The sequence below is a fragment of the Piscinibacter gummiphilus genome (assembly GCF_002116905.1).
Classification (GTDB): domain Bacteria; phylum Pseudomonadota; class Gammaproteobacteria; order Burkholderiales; family Burkholderiaceae_C; genus Rhizobacter; species Rhizobacter gummiphilus.
The window spans coordinates 4424649-4443939 of the sequence record NZ_CP015118.1 but is presented as its reverse complement, the minus strand read 5'-3'; the positions used below and the strand labels follow the sequence as shown (position 1 = coordinate 4443939).

Genomic DNA, 19291 nt, shown 5'->3' with positions numbered 1-19291 from the left:
CGCGTCACACCGTGAAGAAAAGCGTATGCACGAGCGGATCGGGCTGACCGTTCGTTGCCGAGAGTTTCTTCACGTCGCCGTCCAGCTGGGCCACCACTTGGCTCGCTGCCGTCACGGTGTAGGCGAAGTCTGTGTTGATGCCTTCGCGCAGAGTGACGAAGGTTCTCGCGGCATAGGTTCCGGGCGACAAGGACACGCTTTGCGTTTCCGGATTCGCCATGAAATCCTTGAACTGGAGTGTGGCAACGAGCCTGGGGGTCTGCGTCGTGGGATCGGCGAACACGAATACATCAGCGCGGATCAATGCGCCGCCTTTCCTGTCCAACTGGACCTGCACCTGCCCGCCAATGCTGCCGCTCTTAGCAGGCTTGTTTCGTCTGCTTGTTTTCGTCGCCATGGATGCCTCCAATGATTGGTATGGCGACGGAATTTAGTGAGCGATTCGCTGGTCCGCTTCGGCAAGATTGAGGATGCAGTGAATGGCGGCCCCTTTTGCGGTGGATGCACAACACATCGACGCGATGAATCATTCAGCCAGCGCGTACGGCCCCTTCGCCAGCTGCTCCCTCAGGAACGCCACACACACCCTGACCTTCGCCGAGTCGCGCAGCCGCACCGTGGTCGCGGCCCAGATGTCCGCCGGCCCGTGGCATTCCGGCAGGATGCGCACGAGCTTGCCTGCGGCCAGGTCCTCGGCCACGTCCCAGTGGGCGGCGAAGAGGATGCCCTGGCCGTCGCTGGCCCAGCCGCGCACGATCTCGGAGTTGTTGGACGACAGCCGGCCGGTGACCTTCACCTTCTCGGCGCCGGCCGGGCCGTGGATGCGCCACACGCCGAAGGCCTGGTTGCGGTCGCGCAGCACGAGGCAGTCGTGGCGCGCGAGTTCGGCCACCGTGGCGGGCTGGCCGCGCGCGGCGAGGTAGCCGGGCGCCGCGCACAGCACGCGCCGGCTCTCGGCGATGCGGTGGGCCACGAAGTGGGGCTCCTCGATGTCGGCGATGCGCACGTCGAGGTCCACGTTCTCGGCGATCAGGTCGACGCGGCGGTCGACCACGTCGAGCGTGATGTCGAGGGCGGGGTAGCGGCGCGCGAGTTCGGAGAGCGCCGGGGCGATGTGCTTGCGGCCGAGGCGAAAGCTCGTGGTGACCCGAAGCGCCCCGCGCGGGTCGACGCGGCCGCCGGCCACGGTCTCGCCCATGCGCTCGACGCCCTCGAAGATCTCCTGCGCCGACTGGTACACGCGTTCGCCGTCCTCGGTGACGGTGACCCGCCGGGCGGCGCGGTGGAACAGCGTCACGCCCAGCGACTTCTCGAGGATCGCGATGCGCTTGCTGACGTACGCGGGCGACGTGCCCAGCTCCAGCGCGGTCGCGGCGAAGCTGGCCTTGCGGGCGGCGAGGCAGAAAACCCGGAGGTCGTCGAGCTGGAAGTCGAGGTTCACGATTCGTGAATCATAAGGCCACGATTTGCGGGTTCTAGAGGGGATTCGTTTTCTATAGATTTCCCGTCATCGCCTCCCGAACCGCTCCGCCATGACCCGTCCGATCTCGCTGGCCGCCCTGACCGTCCTGGAACTGACCCCGCCCGACATGGTGAGCTGCGCCGCCGATGCCGGCTTCTCGCACGTGGGCATCCGCCTGATCCCCGCGACGCCCACCGAACCGCAGTACGACCTGGTCGGCGACACCCCGCTGCTGCGCGAGGTGGCGCGCCGCCTCGCCGACACCGGCGTGCAGGTGCTCGACGTGGAGATCTTCCGCCTGAAGCCCGAGACGGACGTGGCCGCGTACGAACCCGCCATCGCGTGCGCGGCACGCCTCGGCGCCCGCGGCCTGCTCGTGGCCGCCAACGACCCGGACGAGGCCCGGGTGACCGACCGCTTCGCCGCGTTCTGCGACCTCGCGGCGACGTACCGCCTCACCGCCGACCTCGAGTTCATGCCGTGGACCGATGCGAGGGACCTGCCGCAGGCCGCCCGCATCGTCGAGCGTGCGGACCGTCCGAACGGCGGCGTGCTGGTCGACCCGTTCCACCTGAGCCGCTCGCGCAGCCGCGTCGCCGACATCGCGACGATCCCGCCGTCGCGCCTGCACGTGATGCAGTTCTGCGACGTGCCGGCCGTGCTGCCGCCCGACATGGACGCGATCCTCGCCGAGGCCCGCGCCGAACGCCTGTTCCCGGGCGAGGGCGGGCTCGACCTCGTCGCGATGCTGCGGCTGATGCCGCCCGACGTGCCGCTGAGCGTCGAGGTGCCCACGCACACGCTCGCGCGTTCGGTGGGCGCCGTCGAACGCGCCCGCCGGGCGCTCGCGGGCACGCGGGCCGTGCTCGCGCAGCTGGGCTGACCGCCATGAAGGTGCTGACCGACCGCCTGCCCGACGACACGGCCTTCGACGTGGTGGTGGTGGGCGCGGGCGGCGCGGGCCTCGCCGCGGCGCTGTTCGCGGCGATCGGCGGGGCGAAGGTGCTGCTCGTCGAACACACGGCCGTCGTGGGCGGCACCACGGCACTGTCCGCGGGCACGACGTGGGTGCCGGGCACGACCCACGCCACCGAGGTCCCTGGCAACGACACGGTGGAGCGCGCGGCCGGCTACCTCGACCGCACGGTGGGCCGCCAGTCGCCGAAGGCGATGCGCGCGGCGCTGCTGGCGAACGGCCCCGCGGCCGTGGCCCACATCGAGGCGAACTCGTCGGTGGCCTGGCGCGCGTGTGCGAAACATCCCGACTACCTGTCCGAGGTCGAAGGCTCGACGCTGGCCGGCCGCGCGCTCGAACCGCTGCCGTTCGACGGCCGCTTGCTGGGCGAGCTGTTCCCGCTCGTGCGCCCGCCGATCCCCGAGTTCACGGTGCTGGGCGGGATGATGGTGGACCGCACCGACATCAACCACCTGCTGTCGATCACGCGCTCGTGGCAGTCGTTCCGCCACGCCACGCGCCTGCTGCTGCGGCATGGGCTCGACCGCCTGAGCCACCCGCGCGGCACCCGGCTCGTGATGGGCAACGCGCTCGTCGCGCGGTTCCTGCATTCGCTGTCCGCCCGTCCGAACGTGACGCTCGCGCTGTCGACCTCCGTCGACGCGCTGCATCGCGAGGGTGGCCGCATCGCCGCGGTGACGCTCGCGCAGGGCGGACGTCGGCACCGGGTCGACGTGGCGCGTGCCGTGGTGCTCGCGAGCGGCGGCTTCAACCGCCACCCGCAGCGCCGCGCCGAACTGCTGCCGGGGGCGGACCCGGCGTGGTGTCCCGGTGCGCCGGGGCACACCGGTGCGGCCCAGGACCTCGCGCTGGCCGCGGGCGCCCGCCTCGGCACCACCGACGCGGCGCACGCGTTCTGGGCCCCGGTGTCGCTGCGCCAGCGCCCCGACGGCACCACCGCCGTGTTCCCGCATTTCGTGATGGACCGCGCCAAGCCCGGCATGGTCACGGTCGATCGCACGGGCCGCCGCTTCGTCAACGAAAGCACCTCGTACCACCGCTTCGGCCTCGCGATGCGCGCCGACGCGCCGCAGCGCGTGCCGGCCTTCCTCGTGTGCGACGCCGATGCGTTGCGCCGGTACGGCCTCGGCATGGTGCGTCCCGGCGGCAAGGGCCTGGCCCCGTTCCTCGCCGACGGCTACCTCACCGAAGGCCGTTCGCTCGACGAACTGGCCGGCAAGCTGCGCATCGATCCGGAGGGCCTGAAGGCCACGGTGGCGGCGATGAACGGGCATGCCGCCGCGGGGCTCGACCCCGAGTTCGGCCGCGGCAGCACCGACTACGAACGTCACATGGGCGACGCCTCCCTCGGCGGTGCGAACCCCAACCTCGGGCCCATCGCCACGGCGCCGTTCTACGCGGTGCGCCTGGTCCCCGGCGACATCGGCGCGGCCACCGGCCTCGTGACCGACGACCGTGCCCGCGTGCTGGGCGACGACGACGGCCCGATCCCTGGCCTCTATGCCTGCGGCAACGACATGCAGTCCGTGATGGGCGGGGTGTACCCCGGCCCCGGGATCACGATCGGCCCCGGTCTCGTGTTCGCCTACATCGCGGCACGGGACGCGCTCGGCGCGGCGCCCGCGCCGGCCTCTCCGACTTTCCATGAGGTGACCCCATGAACTTCCTGAACCACCTGACCGGCGCCACGCGCGTGATCGCGATCGTGGGCGACCCCATCGCCCAGGTGAAATCACCGGCCGGGGTCACGCAGGCGCTGCGCGAGCGCGGGCGCGATGCCATCGTGGTGCCGTTCCACGTGGCCACGCCCGACCTGCCCGCGTTCCTCGCCGGCGTGACCGCCGCGAAGAACTTCGACGGCCTGATCGTCACCGTGCCGCACAAGTTCGACGTGACACGCGTCTGCGCCGCCACCACCGACCGCGCCGCATTCCTCGGCGCCGTCAACATCCTGCGCCGCGATGCGAAGGGCGGCTGGTTCGGCGACCAGGTCGACGGCATCGGCTTCGTCGAGGCGGCGCGGGCCGTGGGCTGCAAGCCCGAGGGCCGGCGCGCGCTGATGGCGGGGGCGGGCGGGGCGGGCTCGGCCATCGCGCTGGCGCTGCTCGAATCGGGCGTGGGCGAACTCGCGATCCACGACGACGACACCACCCGCCGCGATGCGCTCATCGGCCGGCTGCGTGCGCGCCATGGCGGCAAGGTCGCGGTGGGTTCCGCCGATCCCGCCGGGTTCGACGTGGTGGTCAACGCCACGCCTTCCGGCATGCGCGACGGCGACCCGCTGCCGTTCGACGTCTCGCACCTGTCGCGCTCGGCCTTCGTCGGCGACGTGATCACCGCGCCGGCCGTGACGCCGCTGATCGAGGCCGCGCGCCGCATCGGTTGCCACACGCAGGTGGGCGTGGGCATGTTCGCGGCCGTGTGCGAACGCATGGTGGACTTCCTTCTGGCCGACGGTCCGCTCGCCATGAATGGGCAAGAGCGTGGGTGAATCCGTGGTCGACTGCGACGTGCTCGTGATCGGCTCCGGCGCCGGTGGCCTCTCCGCGGCCGTCACTGCCGCGGCACACGGGCTGAAGGTGGTCGTGCTCGAGAAGGAGCCGGTGTACGGCGGCACCACGGCGTGGTCGGGCGGGTGGTTGTGGATCCCGCGCAACCCGCTCGCGGTGGCCGCGGGCATCGTCGAGCCGGAAGACGGGCCGCGCACGTACCTGCGGCACGAACTCGGCGACCGGTACGACCCGGCGCGCGTCGAGGCCTTCCTCGCGCAGGGCCCGCGCATGGTCGAGTTCTTCCAGTCGCGCACGTCGGTGAAGTTCATCGACGGCAACGCGGTGCCCGACTTCCACGGTCACAGCCCCGGCGCGTGCGAGGGCGGCCGGTCGGTGTGCGCCGCGCCGTTCGACGCGCGCGAACTCGGCGCCCGCGTGCACGCGCTGCGCCGGCCGCTCGACCTGATCTCGCTGTGGGGCATGGGCATCGCGTCGGGCGCCGACGTGCGGCACTTCCTGAACGCGATGCGCTCGTGGCGGTCCTTCGCGTACGTGACCGCGCGGGTGCTGCGCCACGGGCGCGACCTGCTGCTGCACGGGCGTGGCATGCACCTCGTCAACGGCAACGCACTCGCCGCACGCCTCGCGAAATCGGCGTTCGACCTCGGCGTGGACCTGCGGGTGGACAGCGCGGTCACGCGGCTGCTGCGCGACGGCGAACGGGTCACGGGCGCGTGTGTCACGGGCCCTTCGGGACACCGGTACGAGGTGCACGCACGACGCGGCGTGGTGCTCGCCTGCGGCGGCTTCCCGCACGACATCGCCCGCAAGCGCGCGCTGATCCCGCATGCGCCCACGGGCCGCGAGCACTGGTCCGCCGCACCGCCGTCGAACACGGGCGACGGTCTGCGCCTCGGTGAATCGGTGGGCGCGGTGGTGGACGACACGCTGCCCGCGGCCGGCGGCTGGGCACCGGTGTCGCTCGTGACGCGGCGCGACGGGTCGGTGGGCGCGTTCCCGCACCTGCTCGAACGCGCGAAGCCCGGGCTCATCGCGGTGACCCGTTCGGGCCGTCGCTTCGTCAACGAGGCCGGCTCGTACCACGACTTCATCGGCGGCCTGCTCGCGGCCGTGCCGAAGGGCGAGCCGGTCGAGGCGTGGCTCGTGTGCGACCACACGTTCATCCGCCACTACGGCCTCGGCCATGCGAAGCCGGCGCCGATGCCGCTCGGACCCTCGCTGCGGTCGGGCTACCTGATGCGCGGGCGCACGCCGGCCGAGCTGGCGGCGGCCTGCGGCCTCGACGCGGCCGCGTTCGCCGAGACCCTCGCCACCCACAACCGCGACGCGGTCCAGGGCACGGACACCGCGTTCGGCCGTGGCGGCATCCCGTACAACCGCGTCAACGGCGATGCGGCGCACACACCGAACCCGTGCCTCGCGCCGATCGAACGCGGCCCGTTCTACGCGGTGAAGGTCGTGCCGGGCAGCCTCGGCACCTTCGCCGGCCTGCGCACCGATGCGCTGGCGAGGGTGCTCGACGGCACCGGCCGGCCGGTGCCGGGTCTCTTCGCGTGCGGGGCCGACATGTCGAGCGTGATGGGCGGCCGCTACCCGAGCGGTGGCATCACGCTGGGCCCCGCGATGACCTTCGGCTACATCGCCGGCCGCCACCTGGCCGGCATCGATGGGGAGGGGGCCGAGCCCGCCCTCCATTCCGAATCCCTCTCCCTGTCCTGAAAGGAATCCCATGTTCTACGAGATCGCGACCCTCACGCTGCCGTTCGGCACGGCCGCGCCCGCCAACGCCGGTGTCGAGGCGTTCTCCACGTCGCCCGAGGCCGGGGGGGAGCTGCTGGGCGTGTGGTTCTCCGACATCGGGGTGCTGAACCAGATGACCGTGCTGCGCGGCTTCGACACGGCCGAGGCGCTGTGGGCCGAACGCGAACGCACGTTGCGGCACGCCGATCCGTTCGGCTGCGGTGCGCTGTACGTCGACCTCGCGTTGCATGCCTACCGCGGCTTCCCGTGGATGAAGCCGGTGCGCCCGTCGGCCGAGTCGGGCATCCTCGGCCCGGTCTACGAGATCCGCACCTACGGCATCAAGCCGGGCGGCGTGCAGCCCACCATCGACCTGTGGGAGAAGTACCTGCCCGCGCGCCACGAACGTTCGCCGTGCGTGGCCGCGATGGTGGCGCTCGACGGCGCGCCGCGCTTCACCAACATCTGGGCGTACCCGTCGCTGGACGCCCGCGCCAAGGCGCGGGGCCAGGCCGTGGCCGATGGCATCTGGCCGCCGAAGGGCGGGCCGGCGTGGCTCACGACCTCGATGACGTCGACGATCGCGTTGCCCACCGCGGCGTCGCGCCTGCGCTGACCGGTCAGGCCGGGCGCTGCGGGATGTTCAGCCCCCGCTGCACCGCCGGCCGCGCCACGAATGCATCCAGCACCCGTTGCACGTTCTTGAACAGCGCGAACTCGACGAGCTCACCCGCGCCGTAGAAGCCCACGAGGTTGCGCACCCACGGGAAGATCGCGATGTCGGCGATGGTGTACTCGTCGCCCATCACCCACTCGCGGCCGGCGAGGTGCACGTCCAGCACCGACAGCAGGCGCTTCGATTCGGCCACGTAGCGGTCGCGCGGGCGCTTGTCCTCGTAGTCCTTGCCGGCGAACTTGTGGAAGAAGCCGAGCTGGCCGAACATGGGCCCGATGCCGCCCATCTGGAACATCACCCACTGCAGCGTCTCGTAGCGGCCGGTGGTGTCGGCCGGCAGGAAACGCCCGGCCTTGTTCGCGAGGTACAGCAGGATCGCGCCCGACTCGAACAGCGCGAGCGGCTGCCCGTCCGGACCATTGGGGTCGATGATGGCCGGGATCTTGTTGTTCGGGTTCAGCGACAGGAACTCCGGCGACATCTGGTCGTTGGTGGCGAAGTTCACCAGGTGCGGCTCGTAGGGCAGGCCGGTCTCCTCCAGCAGGATCGACACCTTCACGCCGTTGGGCGTGGGCAGCGAGTACAACTGGATGCGCTCGGGGTGCTGGGCAGGCCACTTCTTCGTGATGGGGAAATCGGAAAGCTGGGTCATGGGGTCCGTGACAGGTGTTGGAGGGAAGGCCGGGGTGCATTCTGGCGCGTCCCGCAAGACCTTGCCGGGGCCGGCCGCAACCCCCGCCGCACATGGGCCAGGTTCAGCGCCACATGCACCGCCAGCAGCAGCGCCCCCGTCACCAGGGCCAGCAGCAGGTGGCTGCCCACCTCCGCGGCCGAGACATGCCCGAGGCTCGCCCGGGTCGCCAGCACCCCGGTGATCGTCCACGGCTGCCGTCCCGCCTCGCACACCAGCCACCCCGCCTCGATGGCCACCCACGGCAGCGGCACGGCCCACACGCAGGCGGTGAGGAGGCGGGGCCCGGGCGGGCGCCACAACACCGCGGCGACGAGGCACACCATCGCCCCCCACGCCAGCAGCATCACGCGGAACGACCAGAACACGGTCGCGACGGGCGGCAGGGCCTGGCGCGCGACATGGTCGATCTCGGCCTCGCCCGGCCGCGTGGCACAGCACGATGAACCGAAGAGGGTGGTGGGACCGAGCCGGGATGCCGGAGCGTCGTCCAGCGCCTGGCGCAGCGTGCGGCCGGTCTCGTCCGCCAACGACCGCAGCCCGCGCAGTTCACCGGGCTCCGCGTGGGCGACCCAGTCCAGCACGCCGGGCAGCCCCACCTCGAAGCGGTTGCGCCGGGCCGCCTGGTCGGGCAGCGCGAACAGCAGCAGCGGGTTGCCGTCGGGGTCGCTCTCCCACAGGGCCTCGATGGCCGCGAACTTGGCCGGCTGGTGTGTCGCGAGGCGCTCGCCACTCCAGTGGCCGGCGATGCCCGTGAGCAGCAGCGCCGCCAGCGTGAACGCGGCAGCCGCGCGCAGGCTCGGACCCGCGATGTCCACGTGCCGTTGCCGCAGCAGGAACCACGCGCTGATCGACACGCCGAGGAACCCGCCCAGCACCCAGGCTCCGCCCACCGTGTGCAGCACCTTCGGGATGAGGAGCGGGTTGCCGGCGAGGTCCCACAGGTGGTCGACGCGCGCGCGGTGGCCGTCGAAGGTGGCGCCCACCGGCAGCTGCATCCACGCGTTGATCATCAGGATGGCGCCCGACTGCACGATCAGCACCACCGCGAGCGCCGTGCTGACGAGCCAGTGCCACACGGGCTTCAGATGCCAGCCCAGCGCGAACATCGCCACCAGCGCGAACAGCCACGGCGCCACCGCGCCCTCGAAGGCGAACACCGTTCCCACGACCTGCTGCACCACGGCCGCGTAGCCGGACCAGTGCAGTTCGATCTGGTGCCGAAGCGGGTAGCCCGTCAGCACGCCGCACGCGAAGTGCAGCAGGAAGGGCCACGCGAGGAAACGCGCGGCGATGCGCAGCGCCGGCCGGCCCGTGAACAGGGCCCAGCCCTCGAACACCGCGATCAGGGCCATGAGCCCGATCGTCACGGGCACGAAGAGGAAGTGGTACGCCGCGGTGAAGCCGAACAGCAGCCGCGAGGCGTCGAGGTGAGAGAGGTCCATGGTCGTCGCCTTCGCGAAGGGGAGGCGCATCGTAGGAGCCGCTCCGGGCGCGGATCAACGTCCGAATGGGTGGGCGTGAAGGCCTGTCGGGGCGGGGTGATCGGACAGTCCCCCGCCGCGGGCATGGGGATCGACGAACGGGTCCGCGATCGTGTAGCCTTCGCGCATGCGGCACTGCAGCATCGCCGTCCTGAGTCGATCGTCTGACGGAGGATCCCGATGGCTTCCACGCATTCCCCGCCGCTGGCGGACCCGCTGACGCCCTGGGGCGCCGCCGACCTGACCCGGTGTTCGGTGTCCGGGCTCTCGTCCGGCGCGTTCATGGCCGTGCAGCTGCACCTGGCGCACTCGGCGATGTTCTCGGGTGCCGGCATCATCGCCGGCGGGCCGTACCGGTGCGCCGAGACCTTCCGCGCCGCGTCCTTCATCGCGGAGGATGCCTTCGTGCAGAACGCGCTGTTCGTCTGCATGAACCCGCTGATCCCGCAGGTGGGGCCTGATCCCGAACGCCTCGTGGCGGTGGCGCGGCAGACCGCGCGGGACCGGCTGATCGACCCCGTCGAGAACCTGGCCGACGACTGGCTCTACATCTTCACCGGCAGCGCGGACACCGTCGTCGATTCGTCGGTGGTGCACACCACCCGGCGCTTCTACGAGGCGCTGGGCGTGCCACCCGCGAACCTGATGTTCGTCGACGACGTGCCGGCCGGCCACGCGATCCTGACGACGAACCTCGAGGACAACCCGCTCGACGCGAACCGCCCGCCGTACATCAACCGGCTGCCCGGGGCCCGCATGCAGAGCTGGGACGTGCTCGAACACCTGCACGGGCCGCTGAACGCCCCGGCCGAGCGCCTCGGCGGCCGGCTGCTGCGCTTCGACCAGCGCGAGTTCTTCGGCGACGATCCGCGCTCGAGCATGAGCGCCTACGGCTACGTCTACGTGCCGAAGTCGGTGGAGGAGGGCGGGCCCTGCCGCGTGCACGTCGCGCTGCACGGGTGCAAGCAGGGCTACAACTACGTCGACCTCGTCAATGGCCGCCCCGACCGGGCGAACGACCCGCCCTACGGCAACCGCTACATGACCACCACCGGCTACAACGAAATGGCCGACACCAACGGCATCGTCGTGCTGTACCCGCAGGCGGAAGGCATCGACGACGGTGTCACGCAGAACCCCGAGGGCTGCTGGGACTGGTGGGGCTACAGCAGCCCGGACGTGCGCCACCCCGACTACTACTCGCAGCGAGCCGTCCAGATCGGTGCCATCCATGCGATGGTGCTGCGCCTGGGCGGCATGGCCTGACACGCGAAGGAGCCTCCGATGCGCCTCGTCCACGGTTCGATGACCGACCCTGCTGGCGCACGCGCCGGCGACCTCGCCGCGGCACAGGGACGCCTCGTCGCGGCCGTGCTGCCCGATCCTGCCCACCCGCTGCGTGCCCCGCTGCCGTGGCTGCCGCTGGCCCGCGGCGCGTCGCTCGGACAGCTCGCCACGCATCTGGCGACCAGCCAGTCCGCCCAGGCGCTCCAAGCGGGCGCGGCGCTGCCCGCGATGGCGTTCGACCCCGCCGCGGCGCGCGAGGCGGTCGACCTCGCGGGGGCGGTGGCCCGGCAGTGGTGGTCGCTGCAGGCGCAGTGGGTCGACGGCCTGGCCGAACTCGCCCAGGAGATGGGCGAGGTGCGGCAGGCCAACACGGTCTCGAAGTTCGTGGACCAGGAAGTGAACCTCGTGCAGCAGGGGCTGGCGCTGGTGTCCAGCCAGGCCACGGCCACCGTGCGGCTGATGGAGAACATCCAGGTGAACCTCGCGTGGTGGGTGGGGCAGCGGGCGCGGCCGCCGGCCTGAGCGGCACGTGCGGGGCCCCGCTGGGCGGCGGGGCTGTCTGCCGTTATGCTGTGCGGACGCAGCCTCTCCGCAGTACCCACGTGAACTCCATCGAACCCGACAGCGCGGTCTACCGCACCCTGCTCGAATCCACGAAGGCCATCCCGTGGAAGATCGACTGGGCCACGGCCACCTTCGCCTACATCGGCCCGCAGATCGAACAGCTGCTCGGCTGGCGGCAGACGAGCTGGGGCACGGTGAACGACTGGGCCGAACGCATGCACCCCGACGACCGCGACCGGGTCGTGAACTTCTGCGTGTCGCAGTCGCAGTCCGGCGTCGACCACGAGGCCGACTACCGCGCGCTCACGGCGAACGGCGAGTACGTGTGGATCCGGGACGTGGTGCATGTGGTGCGCGACGAGGCGGGCAACGTCGAGTCCCTCATCGGCTTCATGTTCGACATCACCGAACGCAAGAAGACCGAGGAAGCGCTGCTCACGCTGCAGAAGGAGCTGGAGGAACTGTCCTTCCGCGACGGCCTCACCGGCGTGGCCAACCGCCGCAAGTTCAGCATGGTGTTCGACGACGAGTGGAACGAAGCCCGGCGCAACGTGCAGCCGCTGTCGCTGATCATGTTCGACGTCGACCACTTCAAGCGCTACAACGACCACTACGGCCACATCGAGGGCGACGACTGCCTCAAACGCGTGGCGCAGGCGCTGTCGTCCGTGGCCACCCGGTCGCGCGACTTCTTCGCCCGCTACGGCGGCGAGGAGTTCGTGCTGCTGCTTCCCACCACCGACGAGGCGGCCGCGAAGGCGGTGGCCGAACGCTGCCGTCAGGCCGTGTTCAAGGCCCAGATCCCGCACGCCGATTCGCCGGTGGGCCAACTCCTCACCGTGAGCATGGGCGTGGGCACGGTCATCCCGTCGGCCGGCGATGATCCGATGCGGTTCGTGTCGGGCGTCGACGCCCGCCTGTTCCAGGCGAAACGGGGCGGGCGCGACCGCATCGAACTGGGCGCGGCCTGATCACGCGGCCGCGAGGCCTGCGTCTCCGAGCGAACGGGTCAATGCGGCCGTGGACATCTCGCGGGCGAGCGCCACGGACTGCCCCGCCCACAGGTTGCTGAATCCGGCGTTCCCCGCCGGTTCGGCCACCGCCCGCAACGGCACCAGTGCGCCTCCCGCCGTGGGAAAGCCCGGCGCCACGTCCGACAGCGGGCCGATCTCCCGCATCAGCCGGTTGACGATGCCCCGCGCCGGCCGGCCCGTGAACACGTTCGTCAGCGCGGTGCTGTCGTCCCGCGCGGACTTCAGCGCCTCGAGGTGCAGCGCGGTGACCTGCGCTTCCGGCGTGCGCAGGTAGGCGGTGCCCACCTGCACGGCCGAGGCTCCGAGCGCGAACGCGGCCCGCACGCCGCGCGGGTCGGCGATGCCGCCCGCGGCGATCACCGGCAGCGCGATGGCGTCCACCACCTGCGGCACCAGGGAGAACGTGCCCACCTGCGTGGCCATGTCGTCGCCGAGGAAGTTGCCGCGGTGCCCGCCGGCCTCGAAGCCCATCGCGATGACGGCGTCGGCACCGTGGGCGGCCAGCCACCGCGCTTCCGCGACCGTGGTGGCCGACGCGATGACCTTCGCGCCGGTGCGCTTCACTCGCGCCAGCAGGTCCGGCGCCGGCAGGCCGAAGTGGAAGCTGACGACCTCGGGGCGCCAGGCCTCCACCACGCCGCAGTACGCCGCATCGAAGGGCGCCCGCCCGGCGGCCGGCACGGGAGCCGCCGGATCCAGCCCGAGTTCGACGTGGTACGGCGCGAGCCGTGACCGCCACGCCATCTGCCCGGCCGGATCGGGCTCGGGCGCCGTGTGCGCGAAGAAGTTCAGGTTGATCGGCTTGCGGGTGCCGGCGCGGATGCGCGCCAGGGCCTCGTTCATCGCGTCGATGGACAGCAGCGCACCGGGCAGCGAGCCGAGCCCGCCGGCCTCGCTGGCGGCGATCACCATCGCGGGCGTGGTGTACCCCGCCATCGGCGCCTGGATCACCGGCAGTTCGATGCCGAGCAGGTCCGGCAGGCGGGTGTCGGGCCGGGCGCTCATGGCACCTTGCTCCCGGCCCGGAACTCCTGCACCGGCAGGCCGCCGACGCCCCAGTTCTCGAGGTCGACCTCTTCGATCACGACGAACGTCGAGGCGAGCGGCTTGCCCATCACGTCGAGCAGCAGCTGGCTGACGCCCTGGATGAGGGCACGCTTCTGCTCGGGCGTGGTGGCGCTCGCGCCGGGGGAGGTGCCTTCTCGGGTCACCTGGATGTTGACGTACGGCATGTCGGGCTCCTTACCAGCGGCCGGCGTGCTGGCCGCCGTCGACGTTGAGGGATTCGCCGGTCACGAACCCGGCGCGTTCGAGGTACAGCACGGCGTCCACGATCTCCTGCACCTCGCCCATGCGGCCCATCGGGTGCAGGCCGTTCAGCACGGCGTGCGTCTGCGGCGGGTGCATCGGCGTGCGGATGATCCCGGGGGCCACGGCGTTGACGCGGATGCCGTCCTTCGCGTACTCGATGGCGAGGCCGCGCGTGACGGCGTCGAGCCCGCCCTTCGACAGGCTGGCCAGGCCGGCGGCCATGCCGGCGATCGGCTGGTTCACGAGCGTGGTGGTCACCTGCACGACGTGGCCGTGGCGCTGCCGCAGCATCTGCGGCAGCACGAGCTGCGTGATGTGGAAGAAGCCGGCGACGTTCACGTTCATCACGTTCTCGAAGTCCTCCACGGTGTACTCCGTGAAGGGCTTGCCGATGAAGATGCCGGCGTTGTTGACCAGCGTGTCGATGCGGCCGAAACGTTCCAGCGCCACGTGCACGATGCGTTGCGCCACCGTGCGGTCGCCGATGTGGCCGGGCACGGCGACCACGTTGTCGTCGGTCGAGGGCTGGATGTTGCGGGAGTTGGCGACGACAGCGTAGCCCAGGCCGCGGTAGGCCTCGACGAGGCCGGCGCCGATGCCCTGGGATGCGCCGGTGACGATGGCGACTTTGCGAGGGGTGCTCATGTTCGGGTTCCTGTGCTCGGGTTCAGGCGGCCTGGCGCAGGCGCTTGATCAGCACCTCGGCCGCGGGTTCGGACGACGCGGGGTTCTGCCCCGTGATCAGCAGGCCGTCGCTGACGACGTGCGGGTGCCAGTCGGCGGCCTGCGTGTAGACGCCGCCGTTGGCCTTCAGCGAGTCCTCCACGAGGAACGGCACGACCTTCGTCAGCTGCACGGCTTCCTCCTCGGTGTTCGTGAATCCGGTGACCTGGCGGCCGGCCACCAGCGGGCGGCCGTCGGTGCCCTTCACGTGGCGCAGCGCGGCCGGCGCATGGCACACCAGCGCGACGGGCTTGTTCGCCGCGACGAACGACTCGATCAGCGCGATCGAGTGGCGGTCTTCCGCGAGGTCCCACATCGGGCCGTGGCCGCCCGGGTAGAAGACGGCGTCGTAGTCCCGCTGGTTCACGCTGTCGAGGCGCAGGGTGTTCGCCAGCTGCGCGGTGGCGGCGGCATCGGCCTCGAACCGGCGGGTGGCGTCCGTCTGGAAGCCGGGCTCGTTGCTCTTCGGGTCGAGCGGCGGTTGGCCTCCCTTGGGCGACGCGAGGGTGATCTGCGCGCCGGCGTTCTTGAAGGCGTAGTAGGGGGCAGCGAGTTCCTCGAGCCAGAACCCCGTGGGCTGGCCGGTGTTGCCGAGTTGGTCGTGGGACGTGAGGACCATCAGGATCTTCATGGTGTGGCTCCTAGGCTGTGACATCAGGGACGCCGGTCCATCCGGCGTTGTTCACAGAGTAGGTGCCGACCCCCTCGTGCGGAAGCCGCTATCCTTTCTCAATGGCTGATCAAAAACGCACAGCGGTGGACTGGGAGGACGTCCGCGTGTTCCTCGCCCTCGGCCGGCACGGCAGCCTGTCGGCCGCGGCGCGGGCGCTGTCGGTCACGCACGCCACGATCTCCCGGCGCATCCAGTCGCTGGAAGAGAGCGTGGGCGAAAAGCTCGTGGAGCGCCGGCCCGAGGGCTACGTGCTCACGCCCGCGGGCACACGCGCCCTGGTGGCCGCGGGCGACATGGAGGCCGCGGCGCTCACCTTCGGCCGCAACGGTGACGACGGTGCGCCGAAGGGGTTGGTACGCATCAACGCGTCGCCCGCGCTGGCGCTCGGTTTCCTGATCGCCCGCCTGGCTGGACTGCCGACCTTGCACCCCGGCCTGGACATCGACCTCGCGACCGACATGCGATCGATCAGCCTCGACCGCCACCAGGCCGACATCGCGGTGCGGCTGGGCGCACCGAAGGACGGCGACGTGATCGCCAAGCCGCTCGGCCTGATGGCCTCGGGCTTCTACGGCACGGCTGCGGTGTGCGTCGCGGTGGCGGCGGGTGCCGAACCGGTGTTCGTGGGCTTCGACGAGGAGAACGCCGACATCCCCGACGCGGCATGGCTGGCGCGGCATTTCCCTCGGTCGCGCGTGGCGTTCCGCGCCGGGCACCAGATGGCCCAGGCCACGGCCGCCCGGGCTGGCGCCGGGCTGGTGCTGCTGCCGCACTACATCGGCCGGCAGATGCCGGACCTGCGTGCCGTCGACCTCGGCCGTGTGCCCGAGCCGAGGGAGATCTGGATGCTGATCCGGCGGCAGGACCGCCGGGACGTGCCGATCCGGACGGTGGCGGATCACCTCGAGCGGGTCTTCGCCGGCGAGAAGGCCCTCTTCGGGGCCTGAGCGTCCGCGCGACATCCGCGTCGGCCGATCGAGAAATCGGTCACACCTTCTCTCCGGACCCGACCGGCGCGCAGGACGGGCGGAACGCCCGGCTTCATACTCCGCAGCATCCCACCCGATCCCCTGCACGGCCCGAGCCGACGATGACTTCCCGCACCCCCCACCTCGACCTCGCCGTGACCTGGGCCGACGAGGAACTCCAGGAGCTGCGGGTCTCCGCCGCCAGCGAGCGGTTCTCGGGCGAGATCAGTCTCTACGCGAGCCCCGACGAACTGCGCGACGTCGCCGACCGCCTGCGCAACTTCCTGAACGGCCGCAGCGAGCGGCGCGACTTCCTGCTGGGGCAGGAAGACTTCGCCGGGTTCGGCACCGTGCGGCTCGACCTGTACCGCAAGCTGTTCGCCGAGACCGCGACGCTCGAGGTGACGCTGCGCGCCAACCCGGGCGAGCGGCAGGTGCATGCCGAGACCTGCTTGCTGCGGCTGTCGCCTGCCGTGGCCGACGTGGAGCGGTTCGAAGCCGAGCTGAGGCGCATCGCGCAGCGGCAGGGCACGCGCGCGCGGCTCGGCGCGTAGTCCTCGCCCAAGCCTGAAAGCGGCACGCCAGGCGCTGCCGCCAACACCCTCATACAACTGTTAACGATGACTGCGGGGAATCCCCAGTCCCGGCCTCTGGCGTTGGAATGGAATCGGTTCCATCATCCCGCACCCGAATCGAAAACGATCCGGGCCCCCAGGGAAATCCGCGCGGAACGAGTGACCTCGTCTGCCGTGGATGCGTGCGCGCCTCACGATGGCGCGCGGTTCTAAGGCGCCCGCAGTGGCGCCACACCAGAGGACTCACAGATGGATCGAACCTTCCAGAGTTTCGGCTCGCCCCGACGGGCCACCACCCGCTTCCGATGGCGCGTGGGGCTGCTGATCGCCGGCTGCCTCGCGCTGCCGGCCTTCGCGGCGGACTACACCGACGGCGTCGCCGTCTCAGGCAACACCGCCACCTTGTGGTTCAAGTCGACGGTGAACACCACGTGGGTCGACGCCCACTACACCGTCAACGGCGGCGGGCAGACGAACGTGCGCATGGGCTGGTCATCGGCCAACGCGCGCTACGAGCAGCCCCTCACCGCGACCACGGGCAACGTCATCGCGTACTCGTTCACCTACAACAACGGCAACCCCGCGTATGACACGCCGGTGAAGTCGTACACCGTGGGTGGCACCACGCCGGAGAACCCCACGGGCATCGCGTGCTTCTACGAGCACACCAACTACACGGGCGCCTCGTTCTGCGCCGACGCCGACAGCACCTACGTGGGCGCCGCACGGAACGACCGCATCTCGTCCGTCAAGGTGCGCGCGGGGTACAGCGTGACGCTGTACGACAACGCGAACCACGGCGGGCAGTCCACGAAGCTGACCGGCGACACCGCGTCGCTCGTGCCGCTCGCGTTCAACGACATCGCGTCCTCGTTCAAGGTGACCCAGAACAACGGCCCCTCGCTGCCCACGTCCGACACCCCGGACTTCGGCGCGAACGTCTCGGTGTTCGACCCGTCGACGCCCATCGCCACCATCCAGGGCAAGCTCGACGCGGCGTTCAACGCGCAGCTGCGCAGCCCCACGGCGCAGTTCGGTCCGCAGCGCTACGCGTTCCTGTTCAAACCGGGCCGCTACAACGGCGTGTGGGCCAACCTCGGCTTCTACACGTCCATCGTGGGCCTGGGCCAGAACCCGGACGACGTGACGCTGCAGGGCGCCATCAACGTCGACAGCGGCTGGAACGACGGCGACCTCGGCAACGCGACGCAGAACTTCTGGCGCAGCGCCGAGAACGTCGCACTCGTGCCGCAAGGGGGCACGAACCGCTGGGCCGTGTCGCAGGCCGCGCCCATGCGCCGGCTGCACATCATCGGCAACCTGCACCTGGGTCCGTCCAACCAGGACAACGGCCAGGGCTACTCGAGCGGCGGCTACCTCGCCGACAGCAAGGTGGACGGCTCGATCTCGTCCGGCTCGCAGCAGCAGTGGTACACGCGTGACAGCCACATCGGCGTCTGGTACGACGGCGTGTGGAACATGGTGTTCTCGGGCGTGACCGGTGCACCGCCGAACGCGTTCCCGACCCCGCCGCACACCACGCTCGCCACCACGCCGGTGTCGCGCGAGAAGCCGTACCTGTACGTCGACTCGGCCGGCAAGTACCGCGTGTTCGTGCCGTCCCTGCGCCGCAACGCGTCGGGCGCCAGCTGGGTCAACGGCAGCACGCCGGGCACGTCGATCCCGATGAGCCAGTTCTACGTGGCCCGTCCGGGCGACACCACCGCCACGCTGAACCAGGCGCTGTCGCAGGGCCTGCACCTGTTCCTGACCCCGGGCACCTACACGCTCACCGAAACGCTGCGCGTGACCCGCGCCGACACCGTCGTGCTGGGCATCGGCTTCCCGACGCTCGTGCCGGCGAACGGCGTCGACGCGATGACGGTGGCCGACGTGGACGGCGTGAAGATCGCCGGCGTGCTGTTCGACGCGGGCACGGTCAACAGCCAGGCGCTGCTGACGGTGGGTCCCGCGGGTTCGTCGGCCAGCCACGCGGCGAACCCGACGACCATCCAGGACGTGTACTTCCGCATCGGCGGTGCCGTCGCGGGCAAGGCCACGAACAGCCTGGTCGTCAACAGCCACGACACGATCATCGACCACATCTGGGCCTGGCGCGCCGACCACGGCAGCTCGCCCACGGGCTGGACGGTGAACCCGGCCGACACGGGGGTGATCGTCAACGGCAACAACGTGCTGGCCACCGGCCTCTTCGTCGAGCACTACGAGAAGTACCAGGTGATCTGGAACGGGCAGAACGGCAAGACGATCTTCTTCCAGAGCGAGATGCCGTACGACCCGCCCACCCAGGCCGCCTGGCGCAGCGGCGCCCTCGGCTACGCCGCGTACAAGGTCGCCGACTCGGTGACTTCGCACGAGCTGTGGGGCGGCGGCGCGTACTGCTACTTCAACGTGAACCCGGCGATCCATGCGGACCGCGGCTTCGAGGTGCCGGTCACGCCGGGCGTGAAGCTGCACAGCGTGTTCACGGTGTCGCTGGGCGGCGTGGGCGTGATCGACCACGTCGTCAACAACACGGGCGGGCCGGCACAAGGGGTGTCGACCATTCCGGTGAACATCGTCAACTTCCCTTGATGGTGGGAGTGCCCCGCTG

Annotated in this window: 19 protein-coding genes; 11 read left to right on the top strand and 8 right to left on the bottom strand. The window is 70.9% G+C overall.

Going from position 1 to position 19291, the window contains the following annotated elements:
* Positions 1-4: 4 nt before the first annotated feature.
* Together A4W93_RS20150 and A4W93_RS20145 are read right to left on the bottom strand one after the other, a co-directional pair.
* Positions 5-397 (bottom strand): hypothetical protein, encoded by a 393-nt coding sequence (locus A4W93_RS20150; protein ID WP_157131710.1) that lies wholly within the window; start codon positions 395-397, stop codon positions 5-7.
* Positions 398-526: 129 nt separating this feature from the next.
* Positions 527-1441 carry a LysR substrate-binding domain-containing protein gene (locus tag A4W93_RS20145; RefSeq protein WP_169726566.1) on the bottom strand — a complete coding sequence of 305 codons (915 nt, stop codon included), beginning with the start codon at positions 1439-1441 and terminating at the stop codon, positions 527-529.
* Positions 1442-1532: 91 nt separating this feature from the next.
* Here A4W93_RS20145 and A4W93_RS20140 point away from each other — a divergent pair, with 91 nt between their 5' ends.
* Genes A4W93_RS20140 through A4W93_RS20120 form a run of 5 tightly spaced genes read left to right on the top strand, consistent with a single transcriptional unit; the run spans position 1533 to position 7307 of the window.
* The gene (locus A4W93_RS20140) at positions 1533-2345 is read left to right on the top strand and encodes a sugar phosphate isomerase/epimerase family protein (RefSeq protein WP_085752303.1); all 813 of its coding nucleotides are present in this window, start codon (positions 1533-1535) and stop codon (positions 2343-2345) included.
* Between the two features lie 5 nt (positions 2346-2350).
* Positions 2351-4099 carry an FAD-dependent oxidoreductase gene (locus A4W93_RS20135; RefSeq protein WP_085752302.1) on the top strand — a complete coding sequence of 583 codons (1749 nt, stop codon included), beginning with the start codon at positions 2351-2353 and terminating at the stop codon, positions 4097-4099.
* Positions 4096-4929 carry a shikimate dehydrogenase family protein gene (locus A4W93_RS20130; protein WP_085752301.1) on the top strand — a complete coding sequence of 278 codons (834 nt, stop codon included), beginning with the start codon at positions 4096-4098 and terminating at the stop codon, positions 4927-4929. The genes A4W93_RS20135 and A4W93_RS20130 overlap by 4 nt, the downstream gene beginning before the upstream one ends.
* Entirely contained in the window at positions 4922-6670 is a 1749-nt protein-coding gene (locus A4W93_RS20125; protein ID WP_237357587.1) for an FAD-dependent oxidoreductase, read from the top strand. The genes A4W93_RS20130 and A4W93_RS20125 overlap by 8 nt, the downstream gene beginning before the upstream one ends.
* Before the next feature lie 10 nt (positions 6671-6680).
* Complete coding sequence (locus A4W93_RS20120) at positions 6681-7307, top strand: NIPSNAP family protein (protein ID WP_085752299.1); 627 nt, start codon at positions 6681-6683, stop codon at positions 7305-7307.
* Positions 7308-7311: 4 nt separating this feature from the next.
* Here A4W93_RS20120 and A4W93_RS20115 read toward each other — a convergent pair whose 3' ends face one another.
* Both A4W93_RS20115 and A4W93_RS20110 read right to left on the bottom strand, forming a co-directional pair.
* A complete protein-coding gene (locus tag A4W93_RS20115) occupies positions 7312-8019 on the bottom strand; it encodes a glutathione S-transferase N-terminal domain-containing protein (protein WP_085752298.1) in 708 nt (235 codons plus the stop codon).
* Positions 8016-9503: a cytochrome ubiquinol oxidase subunit I gene (locus tag A4W93_RS20110; RefSeq protein WP_157782199.1), complete on the bottom strand. Its 1488-nt coding sequence runs from the start codon at positions 9501-9503 to the stop codon at positions 8016-8018. The genes A4W93_RS20115 and A4W93_RS20110 overlap by 4 nt, the downstream gene beginning before the upstream one ends.
* Before the next feature lie 219 nt (positions 9504-9722).
* Here A4W93_RS20110 and A4W93_RS20105 point away from each other — a divergent pair, with 219 nt between their 5' ends.
* The 3 genes from A4W93_RS20105 to A4W93_RS20095 all read left to right on the top strand — a co-directional run bounded on the left by A4W93_RS20105 (position 9723) and on the right by A4W93_RS20095 (position 12364).
* Entirely contained in the window at positions 9723-10808 is a 1086-nt protein-coding gene (locus A4W93_RS20105) for an extracellular catalytic domain type 2 short-chain-length polyhydroxyalkanoate depolymerase (protein ID WP_237357586.1), read from the top strand.
* Between the two features lie 18 nt (positions 10809-10826).
* Positions 10827-11351: a hypothetical protein gene (locus A4W93_RS20100; protein WP_085752296.1), complete on the top strand. Its 525-nt coding sequence runs from the start codon at positions 10827-10829 to the stop codon at positions 11349-11351.
* An 89-nt stretch (positions 11352-11440) separates the two neighbouring features.
* A complete protein-coding gene (locus A4W93_RS20095; protein WP_218919224.1) occupies positions 11441-12364 on the top strand; it encodes a GGDEF domain-containing protein in 924 nt (307 codons plus the stop codon).
* On the opposite strand, the gene A4W93_RS20090 is transcribed toward A4W93_RS20095, so the two are convergent.
* The 4 genes from A4W93_RS20090 to A4W93_RS20075 are packed head-to-tail and all read right to left on the bottom strand — an operon-like array spanning position 12365 to position 15092.
* Positions 12365-13432, bottom strand: a complete 1068-nt coding sequence (locus A4W93_RS20090; RefSeq protein ID WP_085752294.1) for an NAD(P)H-dependent flavin oxidoreductase — start codon at positions 13430-13432, stop codon at positions 12365-12367. It lies immediately after the preceding gene.
* Positions 13429-13659: a tautomerase family protein gene (locus A4W93_RS20085; RefSeq protein ID WP_085752293.1), complete on the bottom strand. Its 231-nt coding sequence runs from the start codon at positions 13657-13659 to the stop codon at positions 13429-13431. Before A4W93_RS20085 ends, A4W93_RS20090 begins: the two co-directional genes overlap by 4 nt.
* Before the next feature lie 10 nt (positions 13660-13669).
* Entirely contained in the window at positions 13670-14383 is a 714-nt protein-coding gene (locus tag A4W93_RS20080; protein WP_085752292.1) for an SDR family NAD(P)-dependent oxidoreductase, read from the bottom strand.
* A 22-nt stretch (positions 14384-14405) separates the two neighbouring features.
* The gene (locus A4W93_RS20075) at positions 14406-15092 is read right to left on the bottom strand and encodes a type 1 glutamine amidotransferase domain-containing protein (protein WP_085752291.1); all 687 of its coding nucleotides are present in this window, start codon (positions 15090-15092) and stop codon (positions 14406-14408) included.
* A 101-nt stretch (positions 15093-15193) separates the two neighbouring features.
* Here A4W93_RS20075 and A4W93_RS20070 point away from each other — a divergent pair, with 101 nt between their 5' ends.
* The 3 genes from A4W93_RS20070 to A4W93_RS20060 all read left to right on the top strand — a co-directional run bounded on the left by A4W93_RS20070 (position 15194) and on the right by A4W93_RS20060 (position 19272).
* The gene (locus A4W93_RS20070; protein ID WP_085752290.1) at positions 15194-16081 is read left to right on the top strand and encodes a LysR family transcriptional regulator; all 888 of its coding nucleotides are present in this window, start codon (positions 15194-15196) and stop codon (positions 16079-16081) included.
* A gap of 143 nt (positions 16082-16224) precedes the next feature.
* Positions 16225-16656 (top strand): hypothetical protein, encoded by a 432-nt coding sequence (locus tag A4W93_RS20065; protein WP_085752289.1) that lies wholly within the window; start codon positions 16225-16227, stop codon positions 16654-16656.
* A 270-nt stretch (positions 16657-16926) separates the two neighbouring features.
* On the top strand, positions 16927-19272 hold the full coding sequence (locus A4W93_RS20060; RefSeq protein ID WP_085752288.1) for a peptidase inhibitor family I36 protein: 2346 nt from the start codon (positions 16927-16929) through the stop codon (positions 19270-19272).
* The last annotated feature ends 19 nt before the right edge of the window (positions 19273-19291 follow it).

Bases quoted from the DNA above. Each gene is read 5' to 3' on its own strand.
- A4W93_RS20140 (WP_085752303.1), top strand. From the start codon at position 1,533: ATGACCCGTCCGATCTCGCTGGCCGCCCTGACCGTCCTGGAACTGACC.
- A4W93_RS20090 (WP_085752294.1), bottom strand. From the start codon at position 13,432: ATGAGCGCCCGGCCCGACACCCGCCTGCCGGACCTGCTCGGCATCGAA.
- A4W93_RS20110 (WP_157782199.1), bottom strand. From the start codon at position 9,503: ATGGACCTCTCTCACCTCGACGCCTCGCGGCTGCTGTTCGGCTTCACC.
- A4W93_RS20065 (WP_085752289.1), top strand. From the start codon at position 16,225: ATGACTTCCCGCACCCCCCACCTCGACCTCGCCGTGACCTGGGCCGAC.
- A4W93_RS20080 (WP_085752292.1), bottom strand. From the start codon at position 14,383: ATGAGCACCCCTCGCAAAGTCGCCATCGTCACCGGCGCATCCCAGGGC.
- A4W93_RS20120 (WP_085752299.1), top strand. From the start codon at position 6,681: ATGTTCTACGAGATCGCGACCCTCACGCTGCCGTTCGGCACGGCCGCG.
- A4W93_RS20130 (WP_085752301.1), top strand. From the start codon at position 4,096: ATGAACTTCCTGAACCACCTGACCGGCGCCACGCGCGTGATCGCGATC.
- A4W93_RS20115 (WP_085752298.1), bottom strand. From the start codon at position 8,019: ATGACCCAGCTTTCCGATTTCCCCATCACGAAGAAGTGGCCTGCCCAG.
- A4W93_RS20150 (WP_157131710.1), bottom strand. From the start codon at position 397: ATGGCGACGAAAACAAGCAGACGAAACAAGCCTGCTAAGAGCGGCAGC.
- A4W93_RS20085 (WP_085752293.1), bottom strand. From the start codon at position 13,659: ATGCCGTACGTCAACATCCAGGTGACCCGAGAAGGCACCTCCCCCGGC.
- A4W93_RS20075 (WP_085752291.1), bottom strand. From the start codon at position 15,092: ATGAAGATCCTGATGGTCCTCACGTCCCACGACCAACTCGGCAACACC.
- A4W93_RS20070 (WP_085752290.1), top strand. From the start codon at position 15,194: ATGGCTGATCAAAAACGCACAGCGGTGGACTGGGAGGACGTCCGCGTG.
- A4W93_RS20060 (WP_085752288.1), top strand. From the start codon at position 16,927: ATGGATCGAACCTTCCAGAGTTTCGGCTCGCCCCGACGGGCCACCACC.
- A4W93_RS20135 (WP_085752302.1), top strand. From the start codon at position 2,351: ATGAAGGTGCTGACCGACCGCCTGCCCGACGACACGGCCTTCGACGTG.
- A4W93_RS20100 (WP_085752296.1), top strand. From the start codon at position 10,827: ATGCGCCTCGTCCACGGTTCGATGACCGACCCTGCTGGCGCACGCGCC.
- A4W93_RS20105 (WP_237357586.1), top strand. From the start codon at position 9,723: ATGGCTTCCACGCATTCCCCGCCGCTGGCGGACCCGCTGACGCCCTGG.